Here is a 26,641-nt window from a genome sequence, read left to right as displayed (position 1 = left end):
ATTATAGAGTTCCTGCGTCATTATACATCAATTGAGTTCATTCACGTGAATGTTTGCCCACTTAATGGTTTTTCTCAATGGATAGACAAAAAGACTAAAGAAAAGATTACTGATAATAACAGATAACATCAGTGACCGTTCTTTAGCCTGATTTGAAGTACTACTGAGACCACGATCAGGACTGATCTTACATTTTCACGCCCCGGCGTCTCCAACCATTTGTCGTTCAATTTGTTTCATTTCATAAAAATAACCTTTTTGCTCCATCAGCTCGGAGAAGGAACCCGATTCCACAATCTTGCCTTGGTCCATGACCACAATCCGATCCATCTCTTCCAATCCCGTCAGCCGATGGCAGATCAGGAGAAATGTATCTTCGGATGCTTGTGCAAGAAGATGCTGGAGCACATGTTTCTCTGTGACGTAATCCAGCGAAGAAGTTGGTTCGTCCAGAAGCCATAACCGTCCTTTGCGCAGCATGGCCCGTGCGAGAGCCAACCGCTGCTTCTCACCGTCCGACAGGTTCTCCCCTTTTTCATACACCATGTCGGTCAACAACTTATTCGGCAGTTGGACTTTATCCAGCACAGCCGACAGTTGTTCATCTGAATGTTCTTCTTCATTCAGCAACAGGTTATCCCGGATGGTTCCCCGGAAGAAATGACTTTGCTGCAACACAACATTTGTCCTTTGCCAAATGCTCTCTTCATTCAGTTCCTGCACCAGAACATCGTTTAACCGTATCTCACCAGACGTTGGCGCACGCAACTTGAGTAACAGATCGATAATCGTTGACTTGCCTGACCCGCTCGGCCCGACAATCGCTGTTTTGGAGCCTGCTGCAAGTTGCAGGGATAGCTCCCTCAGCGCCGGTCTCCATTCCCCTTCATATTGGAAGTTAACACCGGATAGTTCAATCGAAACTGCCTGATCGGATGACACTTCACCGCTTGGCTGTACAGGTTGCACATCGGAGGTTGGCACCGTTTCCGCCAGTCGCTGAGCGGCGTGCTCGCTGTCCTGCTTATATAGAGGTAATATAGCCATTGCCGCAGCTTCTTCGAACACGGTCTGCGTGGCCAGGATCAGCATGGCGAGGAATACACCGGCAAACGCTCCATTCACAATTAAGAAGGCGCTGAGTGCTAGTACACCCCATGTAACAAGATACGTCACAAAAACGTGCATAGATTGCCCGCACAGCAGGTGTGAAGCGGCTTGTTTCTGTTCCGTTGCCAATGCAGCGGAAGCCTGCTGAAGCTGTTGCTCACGCTGTTCCAATTGGCCGTATACTTTCAGATCCCTGAAACCATACAACACTTCGGTTACTTCCGTGGACAGCAAGGCCCGTTGCTGGCGGACACGTCCGTGTATTTTTCGCTGACCTAACAAGACAATACCTGGTACAACAAATGCCGTAATCAGCATACCTAGTACTAACAAACACGCAATCCAGATCGAAAAGGCCGAAGTGAACAGCATGGTAGCCAAAAACACCATAACAACCATGATGGGTGGATACGCGACCCGCAAAAAGTAATTTTGCAAGCTTTCCACATCACCCACGATCCGCGCAAGCAGATCCCCGCTTCGGTTTTTGTTCAATATACCTGGCGTTACCGGGATCAGTTTGGCAAAAAAGGACGTCCGCAAACGGCTCAGCATGGAGAATGTTGCTCTGTGCGAATACAAGCGTTCCCCGTAGCGACTTGCCGCTCGAAGGAAACCAAGTAGTTTGACCATGGAGGTGAGTACAATTAAAGTGTACAACGGTGGCGCAAATACTGTTTGAGATATCATATAACCACTCGCGGAAAAGAGAGCTACCCCTGCTATGCCGGCGATAAATCCGCCCAATATCGAAAGCAAGATATCCTTGCGCTCCTGAATCATCGCTTTTGACAGAATCGTCAGCTCATTCATGCTAACCCTCCTTTCCGTTGTACATCCACCATCTCCGCATATTGAGGCAGGCGCGCCAGAAGCGCTTTATGATGTCCTGAATCCACCAATACCCCATTGTCCATAAACAAAATGTTGTCCGCATGTTGAATTGTATATAAACGGTGTGCCACCGTAATCATCGTTGCCGTTTTGGCTAATGACGCAATGGATTGTTGCAATACCCGCTCGGTGTGCAGATCTAGACCAACGGTGGGTTCGTCGAACAAAATAACAGCTGGTCGCTTCAGAAAAGCACGTGCCAAAGCAAGTCTTTGCTTTTCCCCACCAGACAGACCCCGTCCACCTTCACCAACAAACGTATCCAAGCCCTGCTCCAATTGTGCGACAACACCAGCAAGCCCTGCTTCCTCTGCCGCCTGCTCAATTTCAGCTCTGGAGACGTTCCGACCCGCGCCAATCGCGATATTTTCGGCAAATGTACCTGCAAAAATATACGGATGCTGTGTAATGTAGCTAACACGTTCAAACCATGCAGCCTCATCATGTTGCAAAAGCTGGCTTCCGTTAACCAGAACTGCTCCCGAATCTGGTTTCAGCAAACCAGCAATGAGATGGAGCAGCGTGGTTTTACCTGATCCACTTTTGCCTACAATAGCGATCTGTTCTCCCGGTCCAATCGAGATCTGTCCTGTCTCAAGTCCAAAGGAATCAGGTGTGTACTGGAATCGGACATGGTCCAGTTCAATGGTTGGTGGCATTGTTATCAACTCGGCGCGAGTTGTACGAAGCTCTTCCGTCTTTGCAATTGCATCGACATCGGTTAATTCGCTTTGATCCGATCCTTCTTCAGGCTCCGTTTGTGTGCTCTTGATACTTGTTTCCTCAAGCATTTGTTCCACCTTACGAATGGCCCCCATACTGGTTCGCCCGCTGTGAAAAGCCGTTCCTGTATTCTTCAACAGACTGTAAAACTCGGGAACGAGTAACAACACGAGAAAGGCCGTATGAAAGGTCATCGATTTGAAAACGAGTAACTGGATAGCCAGTTCAAGCGCAACAATACCAATGCTTAACATCACGATCGATTCCAGCATAAACGTATTTGTAAATGCAATCTTCAAAATGCCCATGGTAGCATCACGATACCCCAGACTGCTGCGTTCAATTTCCTGTTGCTGCCGTTTAGCCCGTCCGAATATTTTTAACGTGACCAGTCCCTGAAGTGAATCCAGAAATGTACCGGAAAACTCAGCCAGTTGCGCGTATTTTTCTTCTGATTTGTTCTTTGTCTTGAGCCCAACCAAGATCATGAACAGCGGGATAAATGGTGCCGTAAACAGCATAATCCAGCCTGTATTGGCGTGCTGCGTAAATGTAACAACCAGAATCAGAATCGGGATCATCGCGGCTTCCATCATACGCGGCATATATTGACTGAAATAACTATCAGCCTCATCCACAGCATCCAAAGCAATACTGACCTTTCCTCCCGTCTGTCCACTTAGGGTTGAAGGCATAGAAGCGCGGGTCAGGTTTTGCAACACAGATGCTCGCATATTTGTCTTGGCGCGTGCTGCCATATGCAAGCCCACTTTCCCGTTTCCATACGACAAAAGTGCACGTACAGCCATGACAGCCAGCAATAGGCCAAGCAACAGCATCACTGATGAAAAGGAAGCTTTCTCTACAAAGATTCGCTGGACTGCTTCAGCCACCAAGGTGGCCTGGCTTATTATAGCTGCACCAAGGGCCAGCGATATGATCGCAAGGAGAAGTCTGTTTTTTCGTTGTAAAGACATTTGCTGCGAGATCAGATTGGATTTGGCTCTCCTCTTCATTGAACGCTCCTCCTTTATTTTTTTCCTTTCACATAATCCGCATCAAACAGGAACAGTTTGAAGACCAGGATTAGAGAAGGAATTAACAGGCACAGACCACCGATAAACACAACGACGAGTGCAAAGCCCATTGCAGGTGATGTGGCGCTGCTCTGAATGGTAATGAACGGATCAAGAATGTAAGGATATTGCCCAATCCCGTAAGCGAAAAAGGCTGTGAAAAATTGCAGCATGATACATATAAAAGCTAATCCATAACGTCGTCCGTTATATAACAGCCACATGGCAATCATGAAAAACGCAACGGAAAGCGCCAGCAGCCACCATAAATCCATCATGTTTTGAAAATGACGCTCATTGTGTTGGCCCAAATATATAAATGCAGTCAGCGCGAGAATAATGGTCGGTGTGCTCCAGAACAAAGCATAGTTCCGCATGAGCTTCAATGCCGAATGGTCCTCTGCGCGAGAAGCGTAAAATGTGAGAAATGATCCGCTAATGAACAATACGGACACGATGGCTAGTCCAACGATGCTCCACGATAACGGATTGGTAAACAGCGCCCAGTAATCGAGGGAAACCGTATCTCCCTGTTTCAAAATAAAGCCACCTTCAGACAGTGTCAGTGCCACTGACAATGACGCTGGAATAAGCAACCCGGTAGCTCCGTATAAAAACAAATACACGATACTTTTTTTGGAACCATAATTTTCGAAAGCATAGAACGACCCACGAATGGCAAGTAAAATGACGGCTATACTTCCCGGAACAAGCAGCGCGGAGCCATAATAATAGGCCGTGTCTGGGAAAAATCCGACGATACCAATATAGAAAAAGACAAAAAATACATTGGTGATCTCCCAGACAGGTGATAGATAACGGGAGATCAGACGATTAATCAGGTGATCCTGCTTTGTCAGGCGTGCGTAAAAGGCGAAGAAACCTGCTCCAAAATCGATGGAAGCTACAATAAGATAGCCGTACAAGAACAGCCAGAGTACCGAAATACCAATTAATTCATAACTCATTATGCCTGATCCCCTTTCTTGGCTGATTGATCATGCTTCTCCTTCAACCATTTCTCCATCTCGAGTTCAGCAGGATTATTATTGAACAACCGTCTCAGTACGACGACACACATAACGCCTAGCAGGATGTAGAGAAGCAAGAAGACGAAAAATAAAATTCTCACACTCGGAGAAGAAGTAGCGGCCTCTTCTACTCGCATATAACCTCGGATGATCCATGGCTGCCGCCCGATCTCTGCATAGAACCAACCCATCTCAACGGCCAGAAAAGCAAGCGGTGCACTGAGTGCAACCATACGAAGCATCCACTTGTTAAACTGATTACGTTTCTTCCAGAATACAAACAGGAAGTACAGACTTGATATAGCAAGCAGAGCGAAACCAATTCCAGCCATTAGATCAAACAAGTAATGCACAAGCAGTGGTGGCTGCTCATCTGGTGGAAATTCGTTTAGCCCGGTAACCTCAGCGTTAAAGTCTCCAAAGGCAAGGAAACTGAGCAGTTTCGGCAAATGAAGAGCACCTATTATTTCATGTTCTGCATTCAGCCATCCCAAAAAAATCAAATCCGCGCCGCTTTCCGTCTCGAAATGCCACTCGGCAGCTGCGAGCTTCTCCGGTTGATGCTCAGCCAAAAACTTGGCAGATACATCTCCAGCTAAAGAATTTAATAAACTGAATACCAGCACAACGGCCATCATGAGATTCAAGCCTTTTTTGTGGTAGGCTGACACTCCTTTTCTCAGCATCGCAAAGGCTGCTATTCCTGCTAACAGAGCAGCTCCTGTCAGATAGGCCGAGCTTAATACATGGAACACTTTGGAGAACGTCGCCGTATTCAGCATCGCTTGCACGGGGTTCACTGCCATGAATTGACCTGCTTCCATGACAAAACCTTCAGGCTGGTTCATGAATCCGTTCACTGTTGTAATAAAAACAGCAGACATGCCTGCCCCGGCGACAATCGGAATAGTCAGCAACCAGTGGATATACGGATTTTTGAACCGATCCCACGTATACAGGTAAATGCCCAGGAATATCGCTTCAAAAAAGAACGCGAATACTTCCATAAATAGTGGCAGTGCAATGACATTCCCGGCCAACTTCATAAAATTCGGCCATACCAGGGCCAACTGTAGTGAGATTGCTGTGCCTGTCACGACACCAACCGCGACAGAAATGACAAACCCTCTGGACCACCTCTTTGCCATAAGTATGTAATGGTGATCCTTCTTCCGAATGCCGATGAACTCTGCAATAGCAATCATCAAAGGTACGCCGACACCAAGCGTTGCAAAAATCACGTGGAACCCGAGCGTCAAACCAGTCACTAGCCTGCTCCATAAAACCGTATCAATAGCCATTCTTTGTGTTGCCTCCTTTCAAACTCTGTTCAATTTAGAAACATTCAATATCAGCTTTGGCCAAGCTCAATGCAGAGTTGCGAAAAATTTCACAAAGTTAGGTATGACGATATCTTGCCACACCTTGATGCACTTAAAGTACTAACCAAGCCTATTAATCAAAATTATTATATCTTTATTTTTACCTAATTCAATCAAAGTCACGTCTTCTACCCTAAACGTTCAAGAAAGGATCAACTCTTTCTGACAACTTGGTGAAAAACAAAAAATACACCCAATGGAGCTATTGATTCATTGGGTGTAAACGTGCTATTGCACGGCAGATTCGCTATTTTACTTGCTTACTTGCTCCGGACTCACCGTACCTGCCTCACGACGTACGCTCATGATGATCAGTGATGCAGCTAATACCGTAAGGATGATTCCAAGCATCTGAAATCCTGTCACATTAAATGTATCTCCCATGACAATCCCAATTAATAACGACGATAAGATGGTCCCCAGATAGCGTGATGTATTAAAAATACCCGATGCGACTCCAATCATTTCTTTGGGTGTGCTTTTAAACAGGGCAGCTTGCATGCCAACTGCGTTTAAGCCGTTGCTTATCCCAAATAAAGCTAAGGCAACAATGACAATGACAATTGGGGAAGCTTCATTCATGACTGCGATTAATAGAGAGCCGAATGTCATTAAGCCAGCCGAAACGATCAAAGCTGGTCGTGATCCCGATCTGTCAATCCAGCGCCCTGCAATCGGAGAAATAATAAGTGAACACAATCCCAAGGCTAGCATGCTCATTCCTGTATAGACTTCGTTGAGATGACGTACCTGCTTCAAGTACGTAGGAACTCCAAAAAAAAGAGCGTAAAACAGGATGTTCACCAGCATGTATTGCACATTGACCCACGTCATTTCGGGATATCTGGCAAACGTTCGCAGAGGGATAAACGGTGTGGCTGCTTTTAATTCATGTCGGATGAATATAACTAGTGCAATTATCCCGATCCCTCCTGTCAGCAGATGCCATGTTGAAACATCTCCTGCGGAATTTACTGAAAGTAAACCGATGAGCAGAGTCACCAAAGCTAAAGTAAACAACAGGATGCCTGATGCATCAATCAACGCAAGCCATTGCCGAATGGACATGTGACCAGAGGTTGACGGAGATGGCTCGTCCTTCGGGATTTTTTTCCAGGCGAACCAAAAGCTTGCCATGACAAACGGAATATTAACGATGAATATGCTGTGCCAGTCCCACCAATGAATTAATACTCCACCAATAAAAGGTCCAATTGCAGCTGCTCCAGAAAGGAATATTGCCAAGGTGGACAAGGCGGATGCTTGCTTGTCAGTTACGTTCATTCTGACAATCGCCATTCCGACGGCCACCATCATGCTAGTACCAATGGATTGAATGATCCGATATACGATGAGCCACGAAAAGCTGGAAGACCATGGAGCTAGCATGGACGATACAAAAACAATAACAAGACCCATGAGGAAGATCTTCCTGCGGCCAAACAAATCACTACACTTGCCCATGACGGGTTGAGCGACAGCACTGGCAATGTAAAATGATAAAATAATCCACGAAACGGCTGTAAAATTAAGTTGATACACTTGTTGTAGCCTGGAGATTGCCACCGAAATCATGGAGGAATTCAACGGATTCAACATAATTCCGAGTCCAACAGCTAACATCAATCCTTTATTTCGAACGTTCATTGGTGCACCTCTCTCTCTTCTGCTGTTATCTTACTTGAACGAATTCATTTATTCCAACGCATTATATGTTATGATTTGATGAACTAGAAGGAATGAAGGAATGGTGCAAATGGAACTTCTTCAACTAAAATATTTCCTGACGGTGGCCCGATGCGAACATGTTACGGAAGCTGCGGGAAAGCTGCATGTCACGCAATCCTCCCTGAGCAAAACGATACAACGATTAGAGGACGACCTGGGAGTCCCTTTATTTGATCGAATCGGGAGAAAGCTGCGACTAAACGACTTTGGAAGAACATTTCTTCAGCGAACTGAAAAAGCCTTATTTGAATTGGAACAAGGAAAGCGGGAAATCGCTGACCTCTCCAGCCCGGATCAGGGTACACTGCAATTGGCAGTGACTACGGCGAGCACATTGCCCGGCATACTGCGGGAATTCCGGAAAAACAAGCCAGATATTCAGTTCCATGTGCAAATGGTTTCGTTAGAAAACATGTCCAGACTCCTACAACGGGGCGAGGTGGACTTTTGTCTCTCCTCCCCTCCGATTGAAGGTGACGATATCGAATGTCAGATACTATATGACGATCCGATTGTAGTCGCTGTTCCTTTAGGTCATCGATATGCAGACCGAAGCAGCATTCAATTAACTGAGCTTAAGGACGAGTGGTTTGTTGGGGTGAAGCAAGGTTATGGGGTTCGTGATATGGTGGATTCCATATGTCAATCCGCTGGTTTCCTACCGAAGTATGTATATGAAGGTGATGAGCCAGCAAGATTAACCGCCCTTGTTGAAGCGGAGATCGGTCTAGCTTTTATACCTAGCACAGCCAGAAACCCGCATGAGCGCATTAGATATCTTCAGGTAGAGGAACACCAACTCGTTCGGGAAATCGCTCTACTTTCGCACAAAAACAGGTATATTTCCAAAGCCGCTTTAGAGTTTCGCAGCGTGGTTATGGACTACTTCAGTGCTATGTCATGAGCATAAATTCAATATAAAGGAGATGTCATTTTGATATTAAAACCAGAAAAATTTGATCATATTTCAGAGACAGAACGGCTAGTCATCCGACCATTACAGAAAGACGACTATGAAAATTGGTTGAATGAGTTTGAAAACCGCTTGCCTTCCCAACAGCGCCATGATAAAGGGAAAATGGATATGAGTGAATGTACACTGGATTGGTTTCATGATCTGGTAGATCGACACCAGGAGTTAGCGCGTACAGATGCGGTTTATGTTTTTGGAGTATTTAGAAAGCAAGATGGTACACATCTGGGTATGATTGATATTGCTACCTTGGCAAGGGATCATTTTCAATGGGGAAGTTTCGGATACACGATCCATAATCAGTATTGGCGAAAAGGTTATGGGAAAGAAGCAGTGAATGAAGCACTTCATATTGCATTCGAACATCTGAAATTTCACCGCATAGAAGCTCATATTAATGTGGATAACACCCCTTCCATGAAACTGGCAGAGAGTGTTGGTATGGAATTTGAATGTCTACGTAAAGGGTTTATACACGAAAATAATGAGTGGACCGATCACTTGGTGTATTACAAGAATTCTATTTAAAAAGTTCATACAACTCAATCTAAAACAAGGGAACTCCATATCATGAAGTTCCCTGTTTTCTATGTTTGTTGAATATTCTTCTTTTTGCGATGAAGGGTTACTATTCCCAAACTAACTGTTGAAATCCATAATAGGATTATTGCATTACTTGAGACTAATGATTGCACTGTATCTAGTCGTAATAATTGCGTAATTAACCTTCCTTCATAGGGTGAAAGTGTGGCTCCCAAGTTATACGCGATCAGAACAATGGTCGTACCCAGCTTTGCCATTTTGGCGATTTGTTGTGCAAAAGTATGCAATAAATAGGGCATTATACAGCGGAATGAAAACCCGATGATCATTGAGCAAACGGTAGTAAGAATAATACTTTGCGAGATCGTCGTAACGAACATCGAGCTTCCAAGTAACAGAATCGATAATGGAACGATATAGTTACCGAGTGTTTTGTATACTTTCCCAAAAGAAAAGCCGGCAACAAAAGCTCCCAAACCTATAAATGCAATCATGTTGCTTCCGTTTGTCGCAGTTCCGATATTTTTTTCCAAAATCAAAGGAGTAATCTGTAAATTATAATTGATGAAGATAGCTACAATCACAAATAATAAGAGACCATAGCCAATCATGACTTGAAGGGCTTTTTTATTATTTGTGTGGCTTGGATTCGTGGTGACCTCTTCTCTTCTGTTAAGCTCTTTTTTATCAGAAGGAACGAAAATCAGGAATGCAATGAAAATAGGAAGTGCCAGGGCGTAGACATAAAATGATGTGTGCCAGCCCATTTTCAATAGTTGACCAACGAGTAGTGTCAGACAAATGCCTCCTAATCCCTCAAAGGCACTTTCTAAGCCAATTACGGTTGCTTGTTTACCTGGATTTTTATGATACATATCACTGATCATCTGAATGATGAGCCGGTTAAATAAACCTACACCTAACCCAAACAAACAGCGAGAAATGAACAGCAACGAAAAAAGGTCATGATACAATGCAGGGAATACTCCCGCAATGAGAACAAGTCCTAATCCAGTCAGTATAGTTGCTTTCTTCCCAATAAGAAGTTCAAGTCGATTAGCAATTAACACACCAAGAATGACAAATAATGAAGGTATGGTCGTTAATAATCCTACATGTGTTACCGATATCTCTGGAAAATCATTGGCTATCGCAGGAATGTTAGCGGCAATCACTGGACCTGAAGAAATTAATAACGCAACGGACAATAACGAATATGTTTTAAGCTTCTCCATGTATATTATAAAAAACCAACTCCTAATGTTTGTATTTGCTCCATATGGCCGATAGTTAGCCTTGATGCTGCGATAAATGGATAAAGCAGTAACGCATAAGTCGATGACTTCATACGTTACTGCTCAGTCGATTAGAGTTCTTTACCGTTACTTTGAATAACTTTTTTGAACCATTCAAAGGATTTTTTCTTGCTGCGTTTCAACGTACCATTTCCAGCGTCATCTTTGTCGACATGTATGAAACCGTATCGTTTACTCATCTCTCCAGAACTTGAGCTTACTAGATCAATGCAACCCCAGGACGTGTAACCCAACAACTCTACGCCATCTTCTTCCACTGCTGTTATGAAAGCTTGGATGTGTTGACGCAAATACTCGATTCTATAATCATCCGCAATATATCCCGTCTCATCAGGAGTATCTATCGCTCCTAAGCCATTTTCAACGATGAATAGTGGCTTTTGATATCGGTCATACAAGGAATTCATTGTAATTCTTAGACCTTCAGGATCGATTTGCCATCCCCATTCACTCGTTTTCAAATGAGGATTGCGCAGTGTTGGAAACAGGTTAGCTGCCGTTTGAGTATTTACTTCCGGGTCTGCACTGGTTAACCGCGAACCATAATAACTGAACGAAACGAAATCAACCGTATTATTTTTCAAACATTCCTCGTCCCCGTCTTCCATGGCTAAATGAATATTCATTCGTTCTAACATTTTCTTGGCATAGTTTGGGTATTCTCCTCGGGATTGTACATCGACGAAGAAGTAGTGCTCGCGATCTCTTGTCATGGCTTTCCAGACATCATCTGGTGCACATGTATACGGGTAAGTGTTGGCACCTGCTAACATACAGCCAATCTTAATTTCCGGGTTAATTCTACGCGCAATTTCAGTTGCTTTTGCACTTGCGATCAATTGATGATGAGCCGCCTGATACTTCACAGCATCCTCATTCTCACCTTCTTCAAACACTAGGCCTGAGCTGCCAAAAGGTAGATGCAACAGCATGTTAATTTCATTAAAGGTAAGCCAATACTTCACTTTATCTTTATAACGGGTGAAGATCGTTTCACACAGTCTCTCATAATAATCCACCATTTTTCGACTTCTCCACGATCCAATGGTCTTCACTAAATGAATAGGGACATCAAAATGGGTAATAGTGACTAACGGCTCAATGCCATACTTCAAGCATTCATCAAATACATTTTCATAGAATTTCAAGCCCTCTTCGTTGGGTAACTCGTCATCTCCATTAGGGTAGATCCGAGTCCATGCCAAAGATAAACGGAAACACGTAAAGCCCATCTCTGCAAATAAAGCAATGTCTTCTTTATACCGATGATAAAAATCAATAGCCTCATGACTCGGATAAAAATGTTCTTGATCACACTCCAACATTTTTAACTGTCCTCGCATGACAGGAACACGATCTTTCCCTGCCGGGATTACATCAACTGTGGATAGTCCCTTGTTGCCTTCTGCATATCCACCTTCACATTGGTTAGCAGCAACTGCCCCACCCCACAAAAAGTCTTTTCTTAAAGTCATTAAAACACACTCCTAACCTGTAGTTTTGTTAAGCTTTGACAACCAACAATGTATTGTTAAAATCAATATTTTGGGGACTAGTCTCTGCGATCACATCCGAGTAACTATACGAATTGGTTACAATAACGGGCGTTTGAGTGACATATCCTTCTTGTCTGATTTTGTCCAGATCAAAAGTCAGCAAGGTCTGCCCTTTTGTAATTCTCTGACCTTCTTCAACGAACGCTTCAAAATATTTTCCGTTCAGCTTTACCGTATTTAAGCCGACATGAATAAGAATTTCGACTCCTTCATCGGATAATAGTCCAATAGCATGTTTCTTAGGAAATAGAGATACAATCATGCCATCAAATGGAGCAATGACTTTCCCCTCGCTAGGTTCAATAGCAATTCCTTTACCCATTGCCTCTGAGGCAAACGCTGCATCTTGTACATCCTGAAGTTGAATAAGCTGACCTTTAAGTGGCGTTGCAATAACAGAATCTTTAATTGTAATGACTTCATCCGCAACCCCACTCCCTTCGTTCGCATTTGAAACAGTGTTCTGTGAAGGTGCATCTTTTTCATATTTCAAACTGAGCAAATAGGTAAGTACAGCAGTTACGACAGTTGTTATAACAAGTGCGATCAAAATGTTATATAGATTCCAGATATTTTCACCAATGTACAGAGGAATCGCCGGGATTCCTGAAGCGCCTGTTGCGTAACGAGAAACATCCATTAGCCCTGCAAAGAGTCCCCCACTAGCAGCTCCAATCATACCCGCGACAAGTGGGTATCTCTTCGGTAAATTTACGCCGTAAAGAGCTGGTTCCGTGATTCCCATCAACGCGGTGATCCCACTGGAAGCAGAAATTTGTTTTAATGCTTTATCCTTGGTTCTCATCCCTACAACTAATGCCGCAACACCTTGACCTATACAATTGATCATCGCTCCAGGACCGAGGATATTCTCATAACCTGATGTGGTGATTTGAGCAATGGATAGAGGAACAATATTATGGTGCAGCCCAAACATAACCAGTATTGGCCAGAAGGTTGCAACCAGGAAAATAACCAGCCAGCTACCATGTGCGGCGAAGAAGTCAAAGCCCATCGCTAAATACGTTCCGAAAAATGACCCCAGTGGTCCCAATACGGTTAAGGCCAAAATTCCCGTTACTAAAATAGTGCACATGGGAACAAAAATAACTTTCACTGCATTCGGAATGATCCTTTTAAACAACGATTCAATATATGATTGTGACCAAACGATTAAGAGAATTGGAACTACAGAAGAACTATAAGATACAAGAGTTAGCGGGATTCCAAAAATACTTACGTCAGTCCCATCCAAACGCAATTGTGTCAAGTTGGGATGGAGTAAAACACCGGCTAAAACGAGTGCTAAGACGGGACTACATTTTAGTTTGTTTGCAGCTGAGAACGCTAACAAGAATGGTAAAAAGTAGAAAATAGCATCTGACATAAGACTTACGACATAGTAGGTTTGTGAATCTTTTGAAATCCAGTTGAACAAAATAAGTAGAGCGAGTAATGCCTTGATCATACCAGCCCCAGCTATAGCAGGAACAATCGGACTAAATGTCCCCGAGACGAAATCGATTAATTTCCCCAAAATACTAACTTTCCTAGCTTGAGTTGGTTCACCCGATGAACTCGCGTTAGGTTGAAGATGCTTGATCACTTCTTTGTAAACGTCTTCAACATGTGTGCCGATGACGACTTGAAATTGTCCGCCGCTCTCAACCGCATCAATAACACCGTCAAACGATTTAAGCGCTTTTTGATCTGCTTTAGTAGTATCATTCAGTGCAAATCTAAGCCTAGTCATACAGTGAGTCAGAGTGGATACATTCTCACTACCGCCCACTTTCTCTACAATATCTTGAGCCAACTTCTCGTATTTTTTGCTCATCCAATAATGCCCCCTCTTGTTGTTGCCATCTAAATGAATGAGACCAAAAGCGCTCTAAATAACTTCTCTTTGCAATAAAAAAAGCTATTTATCTGAAATACATAAAGGCTGCATTCATTACACCTTTAAAATATCATCTGATAAACAGCTATAGCCAATACCTATAATTCATACTTTATTATGCCTGAAAGGCATGCCTGATATGTTCCAAAAAACGTACCTCCGTTTGACTGAATACCTTATGTTTTTTCCAGACAATCACTGTTGGAAACTGAAGTTCCGGTTGAAAAGGTCTAAAGCATAATGTGTCAGACTGCTTCATTGCAAGCGCACCCTCAATACAGATGGCCGTCCCTAACCCCTCCTCTACGAGGTTAAGTATGTTAGATATTAAATTATAGGTCGCAACAAAGTTTAAATGTGCATACTCATCGGCAAACCAGCTTGCAATCTCATTCTGTACGACAGATCGGCTGGATATGAGCAGAGGCACTCCGGCTAAATCGGTTGAAGTGACATATTTTTTTTGTGCAAGAGGTGATGAGGTCTTCATAAGGACTCCCCAGCGCTCCTTCTGGGGCAGTCTGATGAAATCGTATTTCTCAATGTGAATGGGCTCTAACAAAATGCCCACATCGAGCAGTCCTTTATCGATTCGCTCCTTTATGTCATCCCCCGTTCCACTATAGATGTGATATTTAACCTGCGGATACTCCATATTGAAGTCTTTTAATAATTGTAAAATAACATTGGACGTTAATGATTCAACACTCCCGATCGATATGGTTCCTCCGACCAGATTGTTCTGATCTTTAAACTCTTTCTCTGTTTTATCCGCAAGAGTGAGAATTTCTTCTGCTCTTTGACGTAAAAGCATGCCTGCTTCTGTCAGTGTTATTTTACTTTTACCGCGTATAAACAATTGAGTTTCTAAATTTTTTTCCAGATCAGCCAACTGCCTGCTTAACGTTGGCTGTGTCACATGTAAGATCGTTGCAGCATGTGTGATATTTTCTACTCGAGCTACTGTCAAAAAATATCGAAGTACTCTTAACTCCATAATTCCTCCTGATTTACGTTCATTTAAGTGTCTACTGAATCATTCATTTCTTTACTATACCTTCCTGTTAACCAGAAGAAGACAGTTGATTGGGATAATCAACTGTCTGTTGTTTCAAATAAAGAAGATTATTTCTCTGGAATGATTTCATTAACGCAGGCTAAAGCATTTAGTGTTCGAGGAAATCCCATGTAGGGAAGGCAGTGAGTTAGAGCGGTGATCATGGTTTCTTTATTATTGCCAACATTGATGTTACCCTGAACGTGTGCTTTGACTTGACTATCCGCACCTCCGAGTGCACTTAGTATACAAAGGGTAAGGAGCTCTCGTGTTTTCAGATCCAGACCTCCGCGGGTATAGAAGTCTCCAAAACAAAATGCTGAAAGATAGTCCTGTATATGCTTCTGATTTGACGGGGCATTTTCCCGGTTTTTCTCAATAATATCGCCAAAAATCTCTTTTTGAATACCAAGTCCTTTGTCAAAGCGATTATCATCTTCAACCCGTTTCTGACTTTCAAGAGGCAGTGCAACATTTCGCTCTTTGAACACTTCATTCATTTCCGACATGGCATTTAAGGTTTTGGGGAATCCCAAATAAGGTGCGCATTGATAGATTGCTTCTTGGATCTCCGTTGGAGTCAACCCAACATTTAGCGCTGCACGAGTATGTGCTTTGAGTTGTGGCAACGTTTGATTAGTAGCCAGTACGACCAAAGTAATAAGCTCACGTTGCTTATCGTCAAGGGCACCTTGATCGAAAATTTCACCAAATATGAAGCGACTCAATATGTCCTGAAATTCAGGATGTGCAGCATATGCCGCTGGAACTCCCTCGCCGAATAGCCTTTTATATGTTTCCTGGCTCTTTTCGATTCGATTCATATTCATCTAACCTCCTGTTTCTTTTTAGTTAAAACTAGGTGTACCCATTTTACATTGAAAGGGGAAAGAATCCATATCCTATTCATATCATTTTATTGCCTAATCCTATCAAGTGATTGTTTGTTGATGAAAAAAGCGAACAAAGCACTTGCGTGCCCTGTTCGCTCTTCTTGGTGTAGCCATATTACTGTCTTCACCTTACTCGCCCAAGCTGTTCCAGAATGATTGGAACGCGCCTTTCTCCACCTCCAGGAATGCCGGAACATTACCATAACGAACCAGACCTTCTTCACCAAACAGAACCAGTGGGACCTGCGTTTTGTCTTCCAGCGTGAGATAGATGATCTTGCGATCTTCCTTGCCGTAGAGGTTCTCTTCCAGCTCCGGGCTCGTTGCGATCGGTTTGGCAGCATTTAGCGATGAGATAAAGCTGTCCAGTGCTTCATCCGCTGCTAACGGTTGAAGCTGCTGCAATCCATTGTTCCAGCTATTAAACGTCTCCCATTGCGCCGAGGCGATGTTGCCTTCGAGATGAAGCTTGCCGATCAGGTCGGCACCAGTACCAATAGTGATCCCGTTGTTCTTGTCGAATAACTGAGCATACACCTGACCATCGATCTCGGTGTAAGACATGATGCGGAAATCCTTGTCGTAGCCATTAACAGCATAGATGTCAGCTTCGCCAATGTTGGAAGCAAGCTCCGTATATTTATCTTGGCCGCTCAGCTCATCAATGCCGCCAGTGGTGGTACCCAGTTTATCCCCCCGCAGGTTGAGTGCATTTGCGCCTTCAAGCAATGTTGGGGACTGTGTATATACGCTTCCTCCATATACAACCAGTTGCATCATATCAGCCATCGCGCCTTTGCCCTGTGAACTCGGCAACTCCATCTTCGGAATCACGATCGGATCAAACGATGCGCCTGGAGTCACCGCTGCCACCTGTGGTGTTGGTGCGGCTGGTCCATTGAATTGTTGCCATACACTTGGCGCAGCCAATCCAATGCTGGCAGCGATAACAACACTTGCTGCAATGTATAGTGGTTTACGTTGACGTTTTGGTCCCTGATGTTGCGTGTTTAAGGATTGCTCTACCCGTTTTTTCATTTGCTCGTTTGTTTTCATATGATCCACCGCTTTCTTGTAGTTTTGTTTGAATTGTTCTTCGTTCATTACAGTTCCTCTCCTTCCAGCTCCAGTTTTAACAGCTGTCTTCCTCGTTTTAATCTCATTTTCACTGCTGATTCGCTAATCTCCAGGATCTCGCTGATTTCTCGGATCGGATAATCTTCGTAATAATACAGATGAACCACCGATCTATACTTGACGGGCAGTGACAGCACAAGTTCGATCAGCGCGTGATCTTCAGGGTTGTCTGTTGTAAGAGGATCGACTCCCTCCAGCTTGACCTCCCGTTTGCGCCAGCCTCTGCCTAATAAAGATTTGCAATGATTGGTTATGACCCGAATCAACCATGCTTTTTGATGCTCCGCATCGTTGAACGTAGGGGCTTTTTCTATTAGTTTGATGAAGGTATCCTGAGTGGCTTCCTCCGCGTCTTCTCGTCTGCCGAGGTGCACCATGGCAATCCGGAACAGCGTATCCGCGTATGTCTCATAGACTTTCATCACATGATCGCCCAGCTGGGGCACTGATCGCTGCATGGTTGGTATGCCCTCCTTTATACCTCTAACACTCTTACGGACGGCATTTGGTCACATTTTGTTTTAGGATTTTTTTATTGGTCCATTTCATTCAAAATGCAAAAAAAGAAAGCAGCTCCATGAAAAGGAGTTGCTTTCTTCATCTTCGTCTTTATTTTCATATAAAATGCATATCGTTCACCAACTAGAATTTCTTCTGTAAAAGCTCGATATTGTCTTCCAAACTGCTGTCCAAGCTTACCCCTACCTTCTGCAGTTTGTTTTGGTAATATGTCTTCACATCTTCCCACTTATAGTACGGATAGGTCTTTGTTTCGATCGGGAAGGCGATCTCTTCTTCATTTCTAAGCATTTTCACGAGAACATCCTTACCATTGGAATACAGAATCCATTGGATATTTGCTCCCATTGGTGAGATAACCGAGCCATTCCAGTTTTGGGTTACGTCCTGCGGTTTGTCGATACTCACATTAGCTCCGGCGATATCCAGGAATGAAGATAGTGGAATAATTGTTTCTGCGTGAGCAAAACGAAATATACCAGCCGTGTCTTTTTGCTGAATGGACTGTTCGGTAGACACGATCAACTCTTTGACCAGAGGTGAAATGATATTTTTCGGCAGATCCGTTGACGTTAAAGATGGACCTTTTTCATAAAAGTCATTGATATTGTCAATGCTCTCGTACCATCTTAACTGATTAGCCGTGAAATACCGCCCGAATTCGAAGTCACCTTCTCCTTTAATATTCGAAGATATGATGTAGAGTTCGTATAAATTAGAAGCAGCCTCGGTTGGGTTGCTGAGCTTCACTTTTCCCTTCTCATCTTTCAGTTCAAACTCTCCAGCGTTCAGCCGTTGATAGAAGTCATCAGAGAAAAATTGCAGAAGAACCTCTTTTGCATAAAGCGTTCCAGTGCTCTGTGTGACATAATCCTCGTATAACTTAACCCAGTCTCCATCTTCTACGTACTCATTATACTTTGTCGCTAGGTCGTAGGGCCGTAGATAGGGGTCTTTCCCTTCTTCAAAAGCTGAAGCCAGAATGTCTACCTTGTTATCTCCCAAGCTTTCCTTTAACCCGTCAATAAACTGATCTCTGCTCTGCGGCGTTCGATCTTTGAAGGTTGCTTGTGCAATCACTTTTTTATCCGATGTAAAAAGTTCTTTGAAATTCTGCCCAACTCTGGCCCCTATTCCTTTCAGTTCTTCTCCACCCGTAGTGGATAACAATCCATAATGATCTTTTTCAACCTTCATCAGATTGCCAATTTCCTTCTTCAGCTCTTTGCCCAGATTAGTGATCTGCCCGTCCTTTTCAGCGATGTCGAGCAGTTCAAATAACGTCTTGTCGTACTTGGAACTGGATAGATGTCTGGAACCATGTCTCCCTATGTAGTTAATAAATATGGGTTCATATCCACTAGGAGCTTTTGTATAACTTGTTTCCTTAAAAGGATATGGCGTTTTGGTACCGCGGTACCCCTGCTGATCGCTCATTTTCTGTCCAACAAACACCGATTGGGTGTTGTTATCCCAGTCTACCTCTTGCCCTAAGGCTTCACCAATCGCTCTTGCAGGTACATAAGTAACCCCATTGTAGAGAAATGATTCGCCTTCCACCCTTTGACCGTTCACAACCACATTAGCCGATTGTTCGGACACTTCGATCATGCGTTTGGAGCCTGCACCATATGCGTAAAATACACTTACAGACGTTAAGATGGCGAGTGATGCTACTGAAATCCCGATTTTTTTGATCATCATAATGAATAGTTTTCTCCTTATTCCGCCTGATATTGGTTTATTTTCGCTCATCATACTATAGGTGTGAAGTGTCTGCGCCGTATCCATCCTATGTTAATTAATTGTAAAAGAGTACATATAAATATTGACGTAAAGTCTCATACGACAAAAAGAGCCGCTCCTTAGCGACTCTGACTTTTCATTATAAAAAGCTATCTTCTCTGCCATACAATAAAAAGATAATTGCTATTTGCCCCGCATCACAGCGGTTTTCTATATATTTTTATATCTATCCCTGACTCCGTCGGATGACCTTCTCCAATAAGTGTCTCACAGTTCAAGAAGGATAAGGCTTTGCTGTCTGTAATCATTTTGGGGGAAGTACGAAATAAAGCAGTTTTCAGCGTTTTATCAATATTTCCGTTATTTTCGATATAAATTTTGCATGAATGCCCTGAGTTGTCGGTTCCTTGGAGCATGTATCTTGCCGATAGAGTATGCGGACCACCATTCTTCCCGATGATCTGCGTATCCACTCCTCCACCCAGCACAATTCCCTCAAAGTACTTTCCGGTTACGCTGCCTGTAAAAGTAATCATAACAACCGAATCATCTTCGCTATTTTGCAAATCAAATGATTTCTCAATGTTCACATGTACCGTAAACAATTCCTCTAATTTCACGTATTCTCACCTCCATATATGGACAATTATAACTCTACTCATTAGACTGCTTCACTAAAAAAAAGATTTACATATTTCCTTCAAATCATTTAAAATGGTTTACACAATGTAAAGGTTAACATATTGTAAACGAAGGAGTTAATGACGTACATGAGTACATTACCAAAATCAGTTCGCTTTCCACTGTTCATTCTGATGTTAAATCTGTTTATCGCTTTATTGGGGCAAGGGATGCTTATCCCCATATTGCCGGAGTATTTGAAGCTTTTTCATGCGGGAGGCACAGTAGCAGGATTTTTAGTTGCAGCCTTCGGTGCCGCTCAATTCTTCTTTTCCCCTCTCGGGGGACAACTGTCTGATCGATTTGGACGCAAAAAGTTGATCATCGCAGGTATGTTTCTGTCTGTCATTTCAGATATCATATTTGCGCTGTCGACGTCATTGCCGTTCCTCTATGTCGCACGGTTTATCGGTGGAATCAGTCTCGGTTTAATGGTTCCTGCCAACCTCGCATATGTCGCCGATATTACAACGCCAGAGACACGTGCAAAAGGCATGGGCTATTTCGGCGCAGCTATGAACTTGGGAATGGTTCTCGGACCTGGTCTGGGCGGTCTCATCGCCGAGATGGGCATTCGCATGCCCTATTTCTTCGCAGCGGGTCTGGGACTGATTGCGGCCCTGATGACGCTGCTATTGCCTGAGACACTTCCCCCCGAGAAAAGAACGGTCTCCATCCGTCTTCAAAAAGGAGATCACTTGGGCAAGAAAATCTGGAGTTCTTTTAAAGTCCCCTATTTCAAATACTTGATTGTGTTGCTTGTCATGACCTTTGGTCTCATGAGTTATGAGACAGTATTCGCGCTTTTCGCAGAGCAAAAATACGGGTTCGACGCTGCAACAATCTCCATCATTATTACTTTGGGCGCGATTATCGGTATCGTTGTGCAGATCTGGCTTTTGGATTGGTTCGTACAGAGAATAGGTGAAGTTAAGTTGATCCGTCTCTCCTTAATAATCACACCCATAGCTTTATTGTTAATGTTAATTAAGGTCAACCTTGTGTTTCTGTTGTTCGCTTCTGCGTTATTCTTTGCCTTTAATTCGTTTTTACGACCTTCGGTCAGCACGTTAATATCCAAAAATGCAGGAGATCGGCAAGGTTATGCATCGGGTCTGAATACTACATTTTCCAGTCTCGGCACGGTGATTGGGCCGCTGATCGCAGGACTATTGTTTGACAAAAACATAAACTTCCCGTATATTTTTGGTGCAATTATGCTACTCGCTTCTCTCGGACTGACCTTAAACGCATTTCGTTCGAAGAAAGGACAATTGTATACAAGTGAATGAAAACTGGCATCAACAATTGGGAAATAAACATCGTGATGATTTGATTGCAGCAGGTAAGGAGCTTTTTTTGAAATATGGATTGCTCCAGGTGAAGATTAAGGATGTATGTACGAAAGCTGAACTTAGTAGAGTGACCTTTTATAAACATTTCCAGTCAATGGATGAACTTCTTCTAGCCATTCAGATGCAACTGATCGAACATTTAACGGATGAGGTTAGCCGTGCTTCAACGAAGGACTTAAACGGGCGGGAACAACTCACGGTTATGTTGAATGCATGGGTTGTTTATGCCGAGAATCATCCAGACTACATCCGGTTTATTCAATTGTTTGATATCAACTATGAGATGTATGATTTTAGCCCTGAATTAAGAGAAGAGTATGATAAGTTCAACCAGAACGGGAAAGAAAATCATTTCCTGATGGACGCTTTATCCCAAGGTGTTGTTGACGGCAGTATTAAGAATCCGTCCCCTCCGCTGGATCTGGCTCAGTTTATCTTCACAACGATGATGGGCATGCTCCAGCGCATGGTAACTATTCGTGGTGCTCATGATAATTCATTGGATATGCGGATGACGGAGCAATTTGTGAAGATGCTGCTTCATTTTGTTTGTAGCGAAGAAATACCCGAGTGATGGCATGGTACATGGATCGATAAAACAAAAGTTTGAAATAAAAAACGGATTCCGTATGCTGGAATCCGTTTTTTTCTTCATTAATTAAGCGTTAATCCGTTAACACGGGCAACTGTCCTCCAGCTTTTAGTTGACCAAGCAATACTTTGATCCCGGCAGACGTATTTGGCTCCTGCTTTCCATACACAGCAATTCCTGAGCGCACGTTTTGCAAATAGATCATCTCGTATGGGTTACCGAGTGAGAACACCGTGTATCGCTGATTACTCTCGTTCATCGCATTAATCAAGGTTTGATAATCACTCCACCCGAACTGGCTGGCCACATTGCGGAATTGGTAAGAAGCAAGAATCACATAATTGGCTTTGCTAATCGCCTGAAGTGTTTCATTCATGTTGCCTTGACCAACAAGTGATATTTCAGTCTTTAACGACAGGTTGTTAGCGGCTTGCAACAGTTGCTTTTCAAGCTGTTTCGCCTGTTCCTGCTCGGCTGCGACAATAACAACCCGGTCGCCTTGCTTCATTGGATCAGGAAGCACACCTTCGCGACTGCTGAGTACAGTGACCGCTCGCTCTGCGATTGTCTGCTCCACTGCTCGGTGCGCCTTCGATCCGATGATACCGTTAAGCTGAGTTAGCTTTTGCGCAAGAGTTTGACTGCGTTCAAATAAACCATATTTCGCTTTCATCTCCAAGATTCGTTTCACAGATGCATGTATGGTTTCATCCTTGATCATTCCTTTGTTCACCGCGTTCACCAGCGTTTGATGGGCCGCTGCTGAATCTTTTGGCATAAGGATGATATCAACACCTGCGGAAACGGCGCGTTCTACCGATTGATTCTCCCCAAAATGCTCTGCAATTGCATTCATGGTAAAGGCATCCGACACAATGAGACCTTCATATCCAAGCTCTCCGCGAAGAAGTCCTGTCAGTACCTTTTTCGATAAGGTGGCAGGAATCGGCACACGTTCACCGTCCTTGAGCGAAGTGACATGTTCGTTGTCTATGGCAGGGAAAGCAATATGCGCGGTCATAATCATCTCTACCCCATTTTCAATCGCAGCCCGAAACGGTTTTAATTCGACCGCATCAAGCCGTTCTCGGTTATGGGCAAGCACAGGCATACCAAGATGGGAATCTACCGTTGTATCTCCATGTCCCGGAAAATGCTTAACTGCCGCCATCACCCCTGATTGCTGTAGCCCTTTTATTGTTGCCAGACCAAGCCGTGTCACCAAATCCGCATCCGAGCCAAACGACCGTATACCAATGATGGGGTTATCTGGATTGCTGTTGATGTCCAGCACTGGCGCAAAATTAATCTGCAGTCCCAGTGCCTTCAGCTCCTCCCCTGTCAGCTGACCAGCTGCTTCGGCTAGTGTTGCATCTCCAGTTGCGCCAAGCGCCATTTGACCTGGCAGGTTCGTACCGCCTGGTATTCGCTTAATAACGCCTCCTTCTTGGTCGATGCTAAGAAATAGAGGAATGTCACCTGCTTCTCTTTGTATATCATGTGTGAACGTTGTAAGCTGCGTCACGTCTACAATATTTTTGTCAAAAAGAATAAGTCCGCCCAAGTCCTGATCATGGATAGTTCGTTTCAGCCCCTCATTAACGGTCGTTGTCGCTTTACCATTCCATTGCCTAATGTCAGGCATAAGCATCTGACCAACTTGCTCGCTCACCGTCATATAGGATATCAGTTTGTCCCAATCTTGTGTCCGAATGGCCACTTCACGTTCGAAGCGAATTACTCTCGCCATAAATACGGCATATTCAGCGCGCGTGACAGCTTGGTTCGGACGGAAGGTGGCATCTGAATAACCGCCGACCAAGCCGTTTGAACTCATAATAAGAATGGGTGCTGCTGCCCAATGCCTGTCCGTGTCTGTCCATTTTGCGGCGTTCTTACCTTCCACGAGTGCATATGCCCGTGTAAGGAAGGCCGCAGTCTCTGCGCGGCTAAGTGGTGCATCCGGACGGAAAGTTCCGTTAGGAAAACCACTTGCAAGTCCATTTTTAGCAGCTATCATGATTTCTCGATGGAAAGGATGTGTAGTTGGAACATCGGAATAAGTTGTGCCTTCCACTGCTCTTTGAAGCTGATCTGAATAGAGCTCGCGCACCATAAAAGTGACAGCTTGTGCCCTTGTCACAAGTGCCTCTGGCTTGAAGATCCCATTGCCGTATCCGGCTACTGTTCCCCGTTTCGCCATATACGTGATGCCATCCTCTGCCCACTTTGAATACTTTAGATCAACAAACGTTTCTTCCGCAGCTGCCGTTCCCACCCCTATAAGCATAGAGCCAACAACGGCACCAATAATCGTCATCCATTTTACATGCATTTGTTTCACTCCTGTTGTATTCTATGGATGAATAGACGTTACTACGGTATAGTTTGTTGCGTTTTCATAAGTTCAATGAAATTATATTCAGGTCATGACTATCCCTTCACGCCACCAATCGTCATACCCTGGACAAAGTATTTCTGTAAGAACGGATACACCATCAGAATAGGAACACTTGCAATAATGGTCATGGTCGCTCGAATCGAGGTTGGTGTGACCGCCGTTGCATTGCTTTCGGCAGACTGATAAGCATCACTTGCTGATGAAGTCGCTGAGGTTGTCGAAGTTTGCAGAATCTTCATCAACTCATATTGCAATGTGCTTAATTCTTTATTGGAAGAGTTGTACAGGAATACATCGAACCAGGAATTCCATTGTCCCACAGCTACAAAGAGTGATACGGTTGCCATTGCGGGAATCGTTAGCGGCAGGACAACGCGGATAAATGTCGTGAACTCCCCTGCCCCGTCAATACGGGCTGACTCCAGAATGCCTTCAGGAAGACCCTCAATAAATGAACGGATGACGATCATATTGAAGACACCGATTACACCCGGAATGATATATACCCAGAAGGAACCGATCAATCCAAGGTCTCGAATCAGCAGATAACCGGGGATCAACCCCCCGCTGAAATACATGGTGAATACAAAAAACATCGTAACAAACTTGCGAAGCACAAATTCCTGACGACTAACCGTATACGCGAGCATGGCTGTACAGAAGACGGACACCACGGTTCCAATGATCGTACGCAGCGCCGAGATCAGAGTTGCGTGATAAATATCGGATTCGCCAAAAATGTATTTGTAGTTGTCCAGTGTCCATACACGAGGCCATAGATATATTCCACCCCGAATGGCATCATTTGCATTATTGAAAGATACGGCAATCATATTAACAAAGGGATAGATCGTCACAATCATCAGACATACCATGAAGATGATGTTAAAAGTGTCAAACGCTCGATCCCCGGTGCTGCTATTCCGCAAGCGGGATGTGTTTCCTTTTCGCATGGCATAGGCCTCCTTTTAGAATAGTCTGCTCTCTCCCATTTTTTTCGCTATATAGTTCGCTGAGAAAAGGAAGATGAAGCTGACCACCGTTTTGAATATGCCAGCTGCTGTACCTAAGGAAAAGTTCCCCATCCCTAATCCATATTTGAGTACAAAGATGTCCAGATTCTCCGAATAGTCCATATTCATCCCGTTACCCAGCAGATATTGCGGTTCGAATCCGGATTCAAGAATACTTCCCATGTTCATGATCAACAAGATCACAATAACCGGTTTCAAGCCAGGCAGGGTGATATATAACATCCGTTTGAAGCGACTGGCTCCATCAATCTCGGCAGCCTCATATTGCGCCGGATCAATTGCCGTAATTGCTGCCAGATAGATAATGGTGTTCCAACCGACATCTTTCCAGACCTCAGTTGCCCCCAGAATACCCCAGAAGTATTCTCCTTTCCCCATCCATAGTACCGGACTGTCAATCAGGTGAAGCTTCATCAGCAGCAGATTGATAATTCCGTCTGGTGACAGGACTGTTAATACAATGCTGGAAGCAACAACCCATGAGATAAAGTGAGGCAGATAACTGACGGTTTGCACAAAACGTTTAAATATGACATTTTTCAGCTCATTCAACAAGAGAGCCAGCGTAATTGCTGTCACAAATCCCAACACCAGTTTAATGGAACTCATAACGAGTGTATTTCGCAGCACCCGGTAGAAGGTATTGTCTTCAAATAACGTACTAAAATGTTGCCAACCTACCCATTGCTGATCCGAGAAGGACCTTGCCGGTTTGAAATTCTGAAAAGCCATGGTCCATCCCCATAACGGCAGGTACTTGAAGATAAAAGCCCAGATGACAAAAGGAATACACATCCAGGCAAGCGTTCGTTGCTGCACAAGTCGCTTAAAGAACGAGTGTGCTCTGGTTCCCTTCGGACTCGAGGCCGGAGGCATCGAGTTAAGGGAGACATTAGGTTTCTCCACGGTGAACCTGCTCCTTTCCTGTGCTGTTATTCATGCGAGGAGAAGCCGGAGTTATGCTCTTTCGTCTTCTCCTGCGCATGTAACAGTT

21 protein-coding genes are annotated in these 26,641 nt (G+C 44.0%); 4 read left to right on the top strand and 17 right to left on the bottom strand.

Annotated features, from left to right (window positions below; all coding sequences use genetic code 11):
• Nucleotides 1–195: 195 nt before the first annotated feature.
• The 5 genes from cydC to MKY95_RS15955 all read right to left on the bottom strand — a co-directional run bounded on the left by cydC (nucleotide 196) and on the right by MKY95_RS15955 (nucleotide 7,863).
• Entirely contained in the window at nucleotides 196–1,923 is a 1,728-nt protein-coding gene (cydC, locus tag MKY95_RS15975) for a thiol reductant ABC exporter subunit CydC (RefSeq protein WP_339199750.1), read from the bottom strand.
• Nucleotides 1,920–3,743: a thiol reductant ABC exporter subunit CydD gene (gene cydD / locus MKY95_RS15970; RefSeq protein WP_339199747.1), complete on the bottom strand. Its 1,824-nt coding sequence runs from the start codon at nucleotides 3,741–3,743 to the stop codon at nucleotides 1,920–1,922. The genes cydC and cydD overlap by 4 nt, the downstream gene beginning before the upstream one ends.
• Before the next feature lie 14 nt (nucleotides 3,744–3,757).
• A complete protein-coding gene (locus tag MKY95_RS15965; protein WP_339199744.1) occupies nucleotides 3,758–4,771 on the bottom strand; it encodes a cytochrome d ubiquinol oxidase subunit II in 1,014 nt (337 codons plus the stop codon).
• Nucleotides 4,771–6,135, bottom strand: a complete 1,365-nt coding sequence (locus MKY95_RS15960; RefSeq protein ID WP_339199742.1) for a cytochrome ubiquinol oxidase subunit I — start codon at nucleotides 6,133–6,135, stop codon at nucleotides 4,771–4,773. Before MKY95_RS15960 ends, MKY95_RS15965 begins: the two co-directional genes overlap by 1 nt.
• 333 nt (nucleotides 6,136–6,468) lie before the next feature.
• Nucleotides 6,469–7,863 (bottom strand): MFS transporter, encoded by a 1,395-nt coding sequence (locus MKY95_RS15955; protein WP_339199739.1) that lies wholly within the window; start codon nucleotides 7,861–7,863, stop codon nucleotides 6,469–6,471.
• A 109-nt stretch (nucleotides 7,864–7,972) separates the two neighbouring features.
• Here MKY95_RS15955 and MKY95_RS15950 point away from each other — a divergent pair, with 109 nt between their 5' ends.
• Both MKY95_RS15950 and MKY95_RS15945 read left to right on the top strand, forming a co-directional pair.
• Complete coding sequence (locus MKY95_RS15950) at nucleotides 7,973–8,848, top strand: LysR family transcriptional regulator (RefSeq protein ID WP_339199984.1); 876 nt, start codon at nucleotides 7,973–7,975, stop codon at nucleotides 8,846–8,848.
• Nucleotides 8,849–8,878: 30 nt separating this feature from the next.
• On the top strand, nucleotides 8,879–9,445 hold the full coding sequence (locus tag MKY95_RS15945) for a GNAT family N-acetyltransferase (RefSeq protein WP_036671181.1): 567 nt from the start codon (nucleotides 8,879–8,881) through the stop codon (nucleotides 9,443–9,445).
• Between the two features lie 59 nt (nucleotides 9,446–9,504).
• On the opposite strand, the gene MKY95_RS15940 is transcribed toward MKY95_RS15945, so the two are convergent.
• The 9 genes from MKY95_RS15940 to MKY95_RS15900 form a co-directional block, all read right to left on the bottom strand.
• On the bottom strand, nucleotides 9,505–10,695 hold the full coding sequence (locus tag MKY95_RS15940) for an MFS transporter (RefSeq protein WP_036671180.1): 1,191 nt from the start codon (nucleotides 10,693–10,695) through the stop codon (nucleotides 9,505–9,507).
• 131 nt (nucleotides 10,696–10,826) lie between these two features.
• A complete protein-coding gene (locus tag MKY95_RS15935; protein ID WP_036671179.1) occupies nucleotides 10,827–12,251 on the bottom strand; it encodes a 6-phospho-beta-glucosidase in 1,425 nt (474 codons plus the stop codon).
• 28 nt (nucleotides 12,252–12,279) lie between these two features.
• Nucleotides 12,280–14,169 carry a beta-glucoside-specific PTS transporter subunit IIABC gene (locus tag MKY95_RS15930; RefSeq protein ID WP_036671177.1) on the bottom strand — a complete coding sequence of 630 codons (1,890 nt, stop codon included), beginning with the start codon at nucleotides 14,167–14,169 and terminating at the stop codon, nucleotides 12,280–12,282.
• A gap of 178 nt (nucleotides 14,170–14,347) precedes the next feature.
• Nucleotides 14,348–15,229 (bottom strand): LysR family transcriptional regulator, encoded by an 882-nt coding sequence (locus MKY95_RS15925; RefSeq protein WP_036671175.1) that lies wholly within the window; start codon nucleotides 15,227–15,229, stop codon nucleotides 14,348–14,350.
• 128 nt (nucleotides 15,230–15,357) lie between these two features.
• Nucleotides 15,358–16,113, bottom strand: coding sequence for a carboxymuconolactone decarboxylase family protein (locus MKY95_RS15920; RefSeq protein WP_036671173.1), 756 nt, complete (start codon nucleotides 16,111–16,113; stop codon nucleotides 15,358–15,360).
• A gap of 198 nt (nucleotides 16,114–16,311) precedes the next feature.
• Nucleotides 16,312–17,286: a hypothetical protein gene (locus MKY95_RS15915; RefSeq protein WP_036671171.1), complete on the bottom strand. Its 975-nt coding sequence runs from the start codon at nucleotides 17,284–17,286 to the stop codon at nucleotides 16,312–16,314.
• On the bottom strand, nucleotides 17,286–17,777 hold the full coding sequence (locus MKY95_RS15910; protein ID WP_036615805.1) for a sigma-70 family RNA polymerase sigma factor: 492 nt from the start codon (nucleotides 17,775–17,777) through the stop codon (nucleotides 17,286–17,288). Before MKY95_RS15910 ends, MKY95_RS15915 begins: the two co-directional genes overlap by 1 nt.
• Nucleotides 17,778–17,961: 184 nt before the next feature.
• Nucleotides 17,962–19,542 carry a histidine-type phosphatase gene (locus MKY95_RS15905; RefSeq protein WP_036671168.1) on the bottom strand — a complete coding sequence of 527 codons (1,581 nt, stop codon included), beginning with the start codon at nucleotides 19,540–19,542 and terminating at the stop codon, nucleotides 17,962–17,964.
• 239 nt (nucleotides 19,543–19,781) lie between these two features.
• Nucleotides 19,782–20,204, bottom strand: a complete 423-nt coding sequence (locus MKY95_RS15900) for a DUF3237 domain-containing protein (protein WP_036671166.1) — start codon at nucleotides 20,202–20,204, stop codon at nucleotides 19,782–19,784.
• A 150-nt stretch (nucleotides 20,205–20,354) separates the two neighbouring features.
• Between MKY95_RS15900 and MKY95_RS15895 the strand changes: the two genes are divergently transcribed.
• Complete coding sequence (locus tag MKY95_RS15895) at nucleotides 20,355–21,557, top strand: tetracycline resistance MFS efflux pump (protein WP_036671164.1); 1,203 nt, start codon at nucleotides 20,355–20,357, stop codon at nucleotides 21,555–21,557.
• The gene (locus MKY95_RS15890) at nucleotides 21,550–22,194 is read left to right on the top strand and encodes a TetR/AcrR family transcriptional regulator (protein ID WP_036615814.1); all 645 of its coding nucleotides are present in this window, start codon (nucleotides 21,550–21,552) and stop codon (nucleotides 22,192–22,194) included. Before MKY95_RS15895 ends, MKY95_RS15890 begins: the two co-directional genes overlap by 8 nt.
• 91 nt (nucleotides 22,195–22,285) lie before the next feature.
• On the opposite strand, the gene MKY95_RS15885 is transcribed toward MKY95_RS15890, so the two are convergent.
• The 3 genes from MKY95_RS15885 to MKY95_RS15875 all read right to left on the bottom strand — a co-directional run bounded on the left by MKY95_RS15885 (nucleotide 22,286) and on the right by MKY95_RS15875 (nucleotide 26,523).
• Nucleotides 22,286–24,547, bottom strand: coding sequence for a glycoside hydrolase family 3 N-terminal domain-containing protein (locus MKY95_RS15885; protein ID WP_339199730.1), 2,262 nt, complete (start codon nucleotides 24,545–24,547; stop codon nucleotides 22,286–22,288).
• Nucleotides 24,548–24,645: 98 nt separating this feature from the next.
• Entirely contained in the window at nucleotides 24,646–25,566 is a 921-nt protein-coding gene (locus tag MKY95_RS15880; RefSeq protein ID WP_036615816.1) for a carbohydrate ABC transporter permease, read from the bottom strand.
• Between the two features lie 15 nt (nucleotides 25,567–25,581).
• Nucleotides 25,582–26,523 (bottom strand): ABC transporter permease subunit, encoded by a 942-nt coding sequence (locus tag MKY95_RS15875; protein WP_047844314.1) that lies wholly within the window; start codon nucleotides 26,521–26,523, stop codon nucleotides 25,582–25,584.
• Nucleotides 26,524–26,641 lie beyond the last annotated feature (118 nt).

The sequence above is a fragment of the Paenibacillus sp. FSL P4-0176 genome, from assembly GCF_037975265.1.
In the GTDB taxonomy this organism is placed as follows: Bacteria; Bacillota; Bacilli; order Paenibacillales; family Paenibacillaceae; genus Paenibacillus; species Paenibacillus amylolyticus.
The sequence above is the reverse complement of the archived record's forward strand: the minus strand, read 5'-3'. Positions and strand labels throughout refer to the sequence as shown.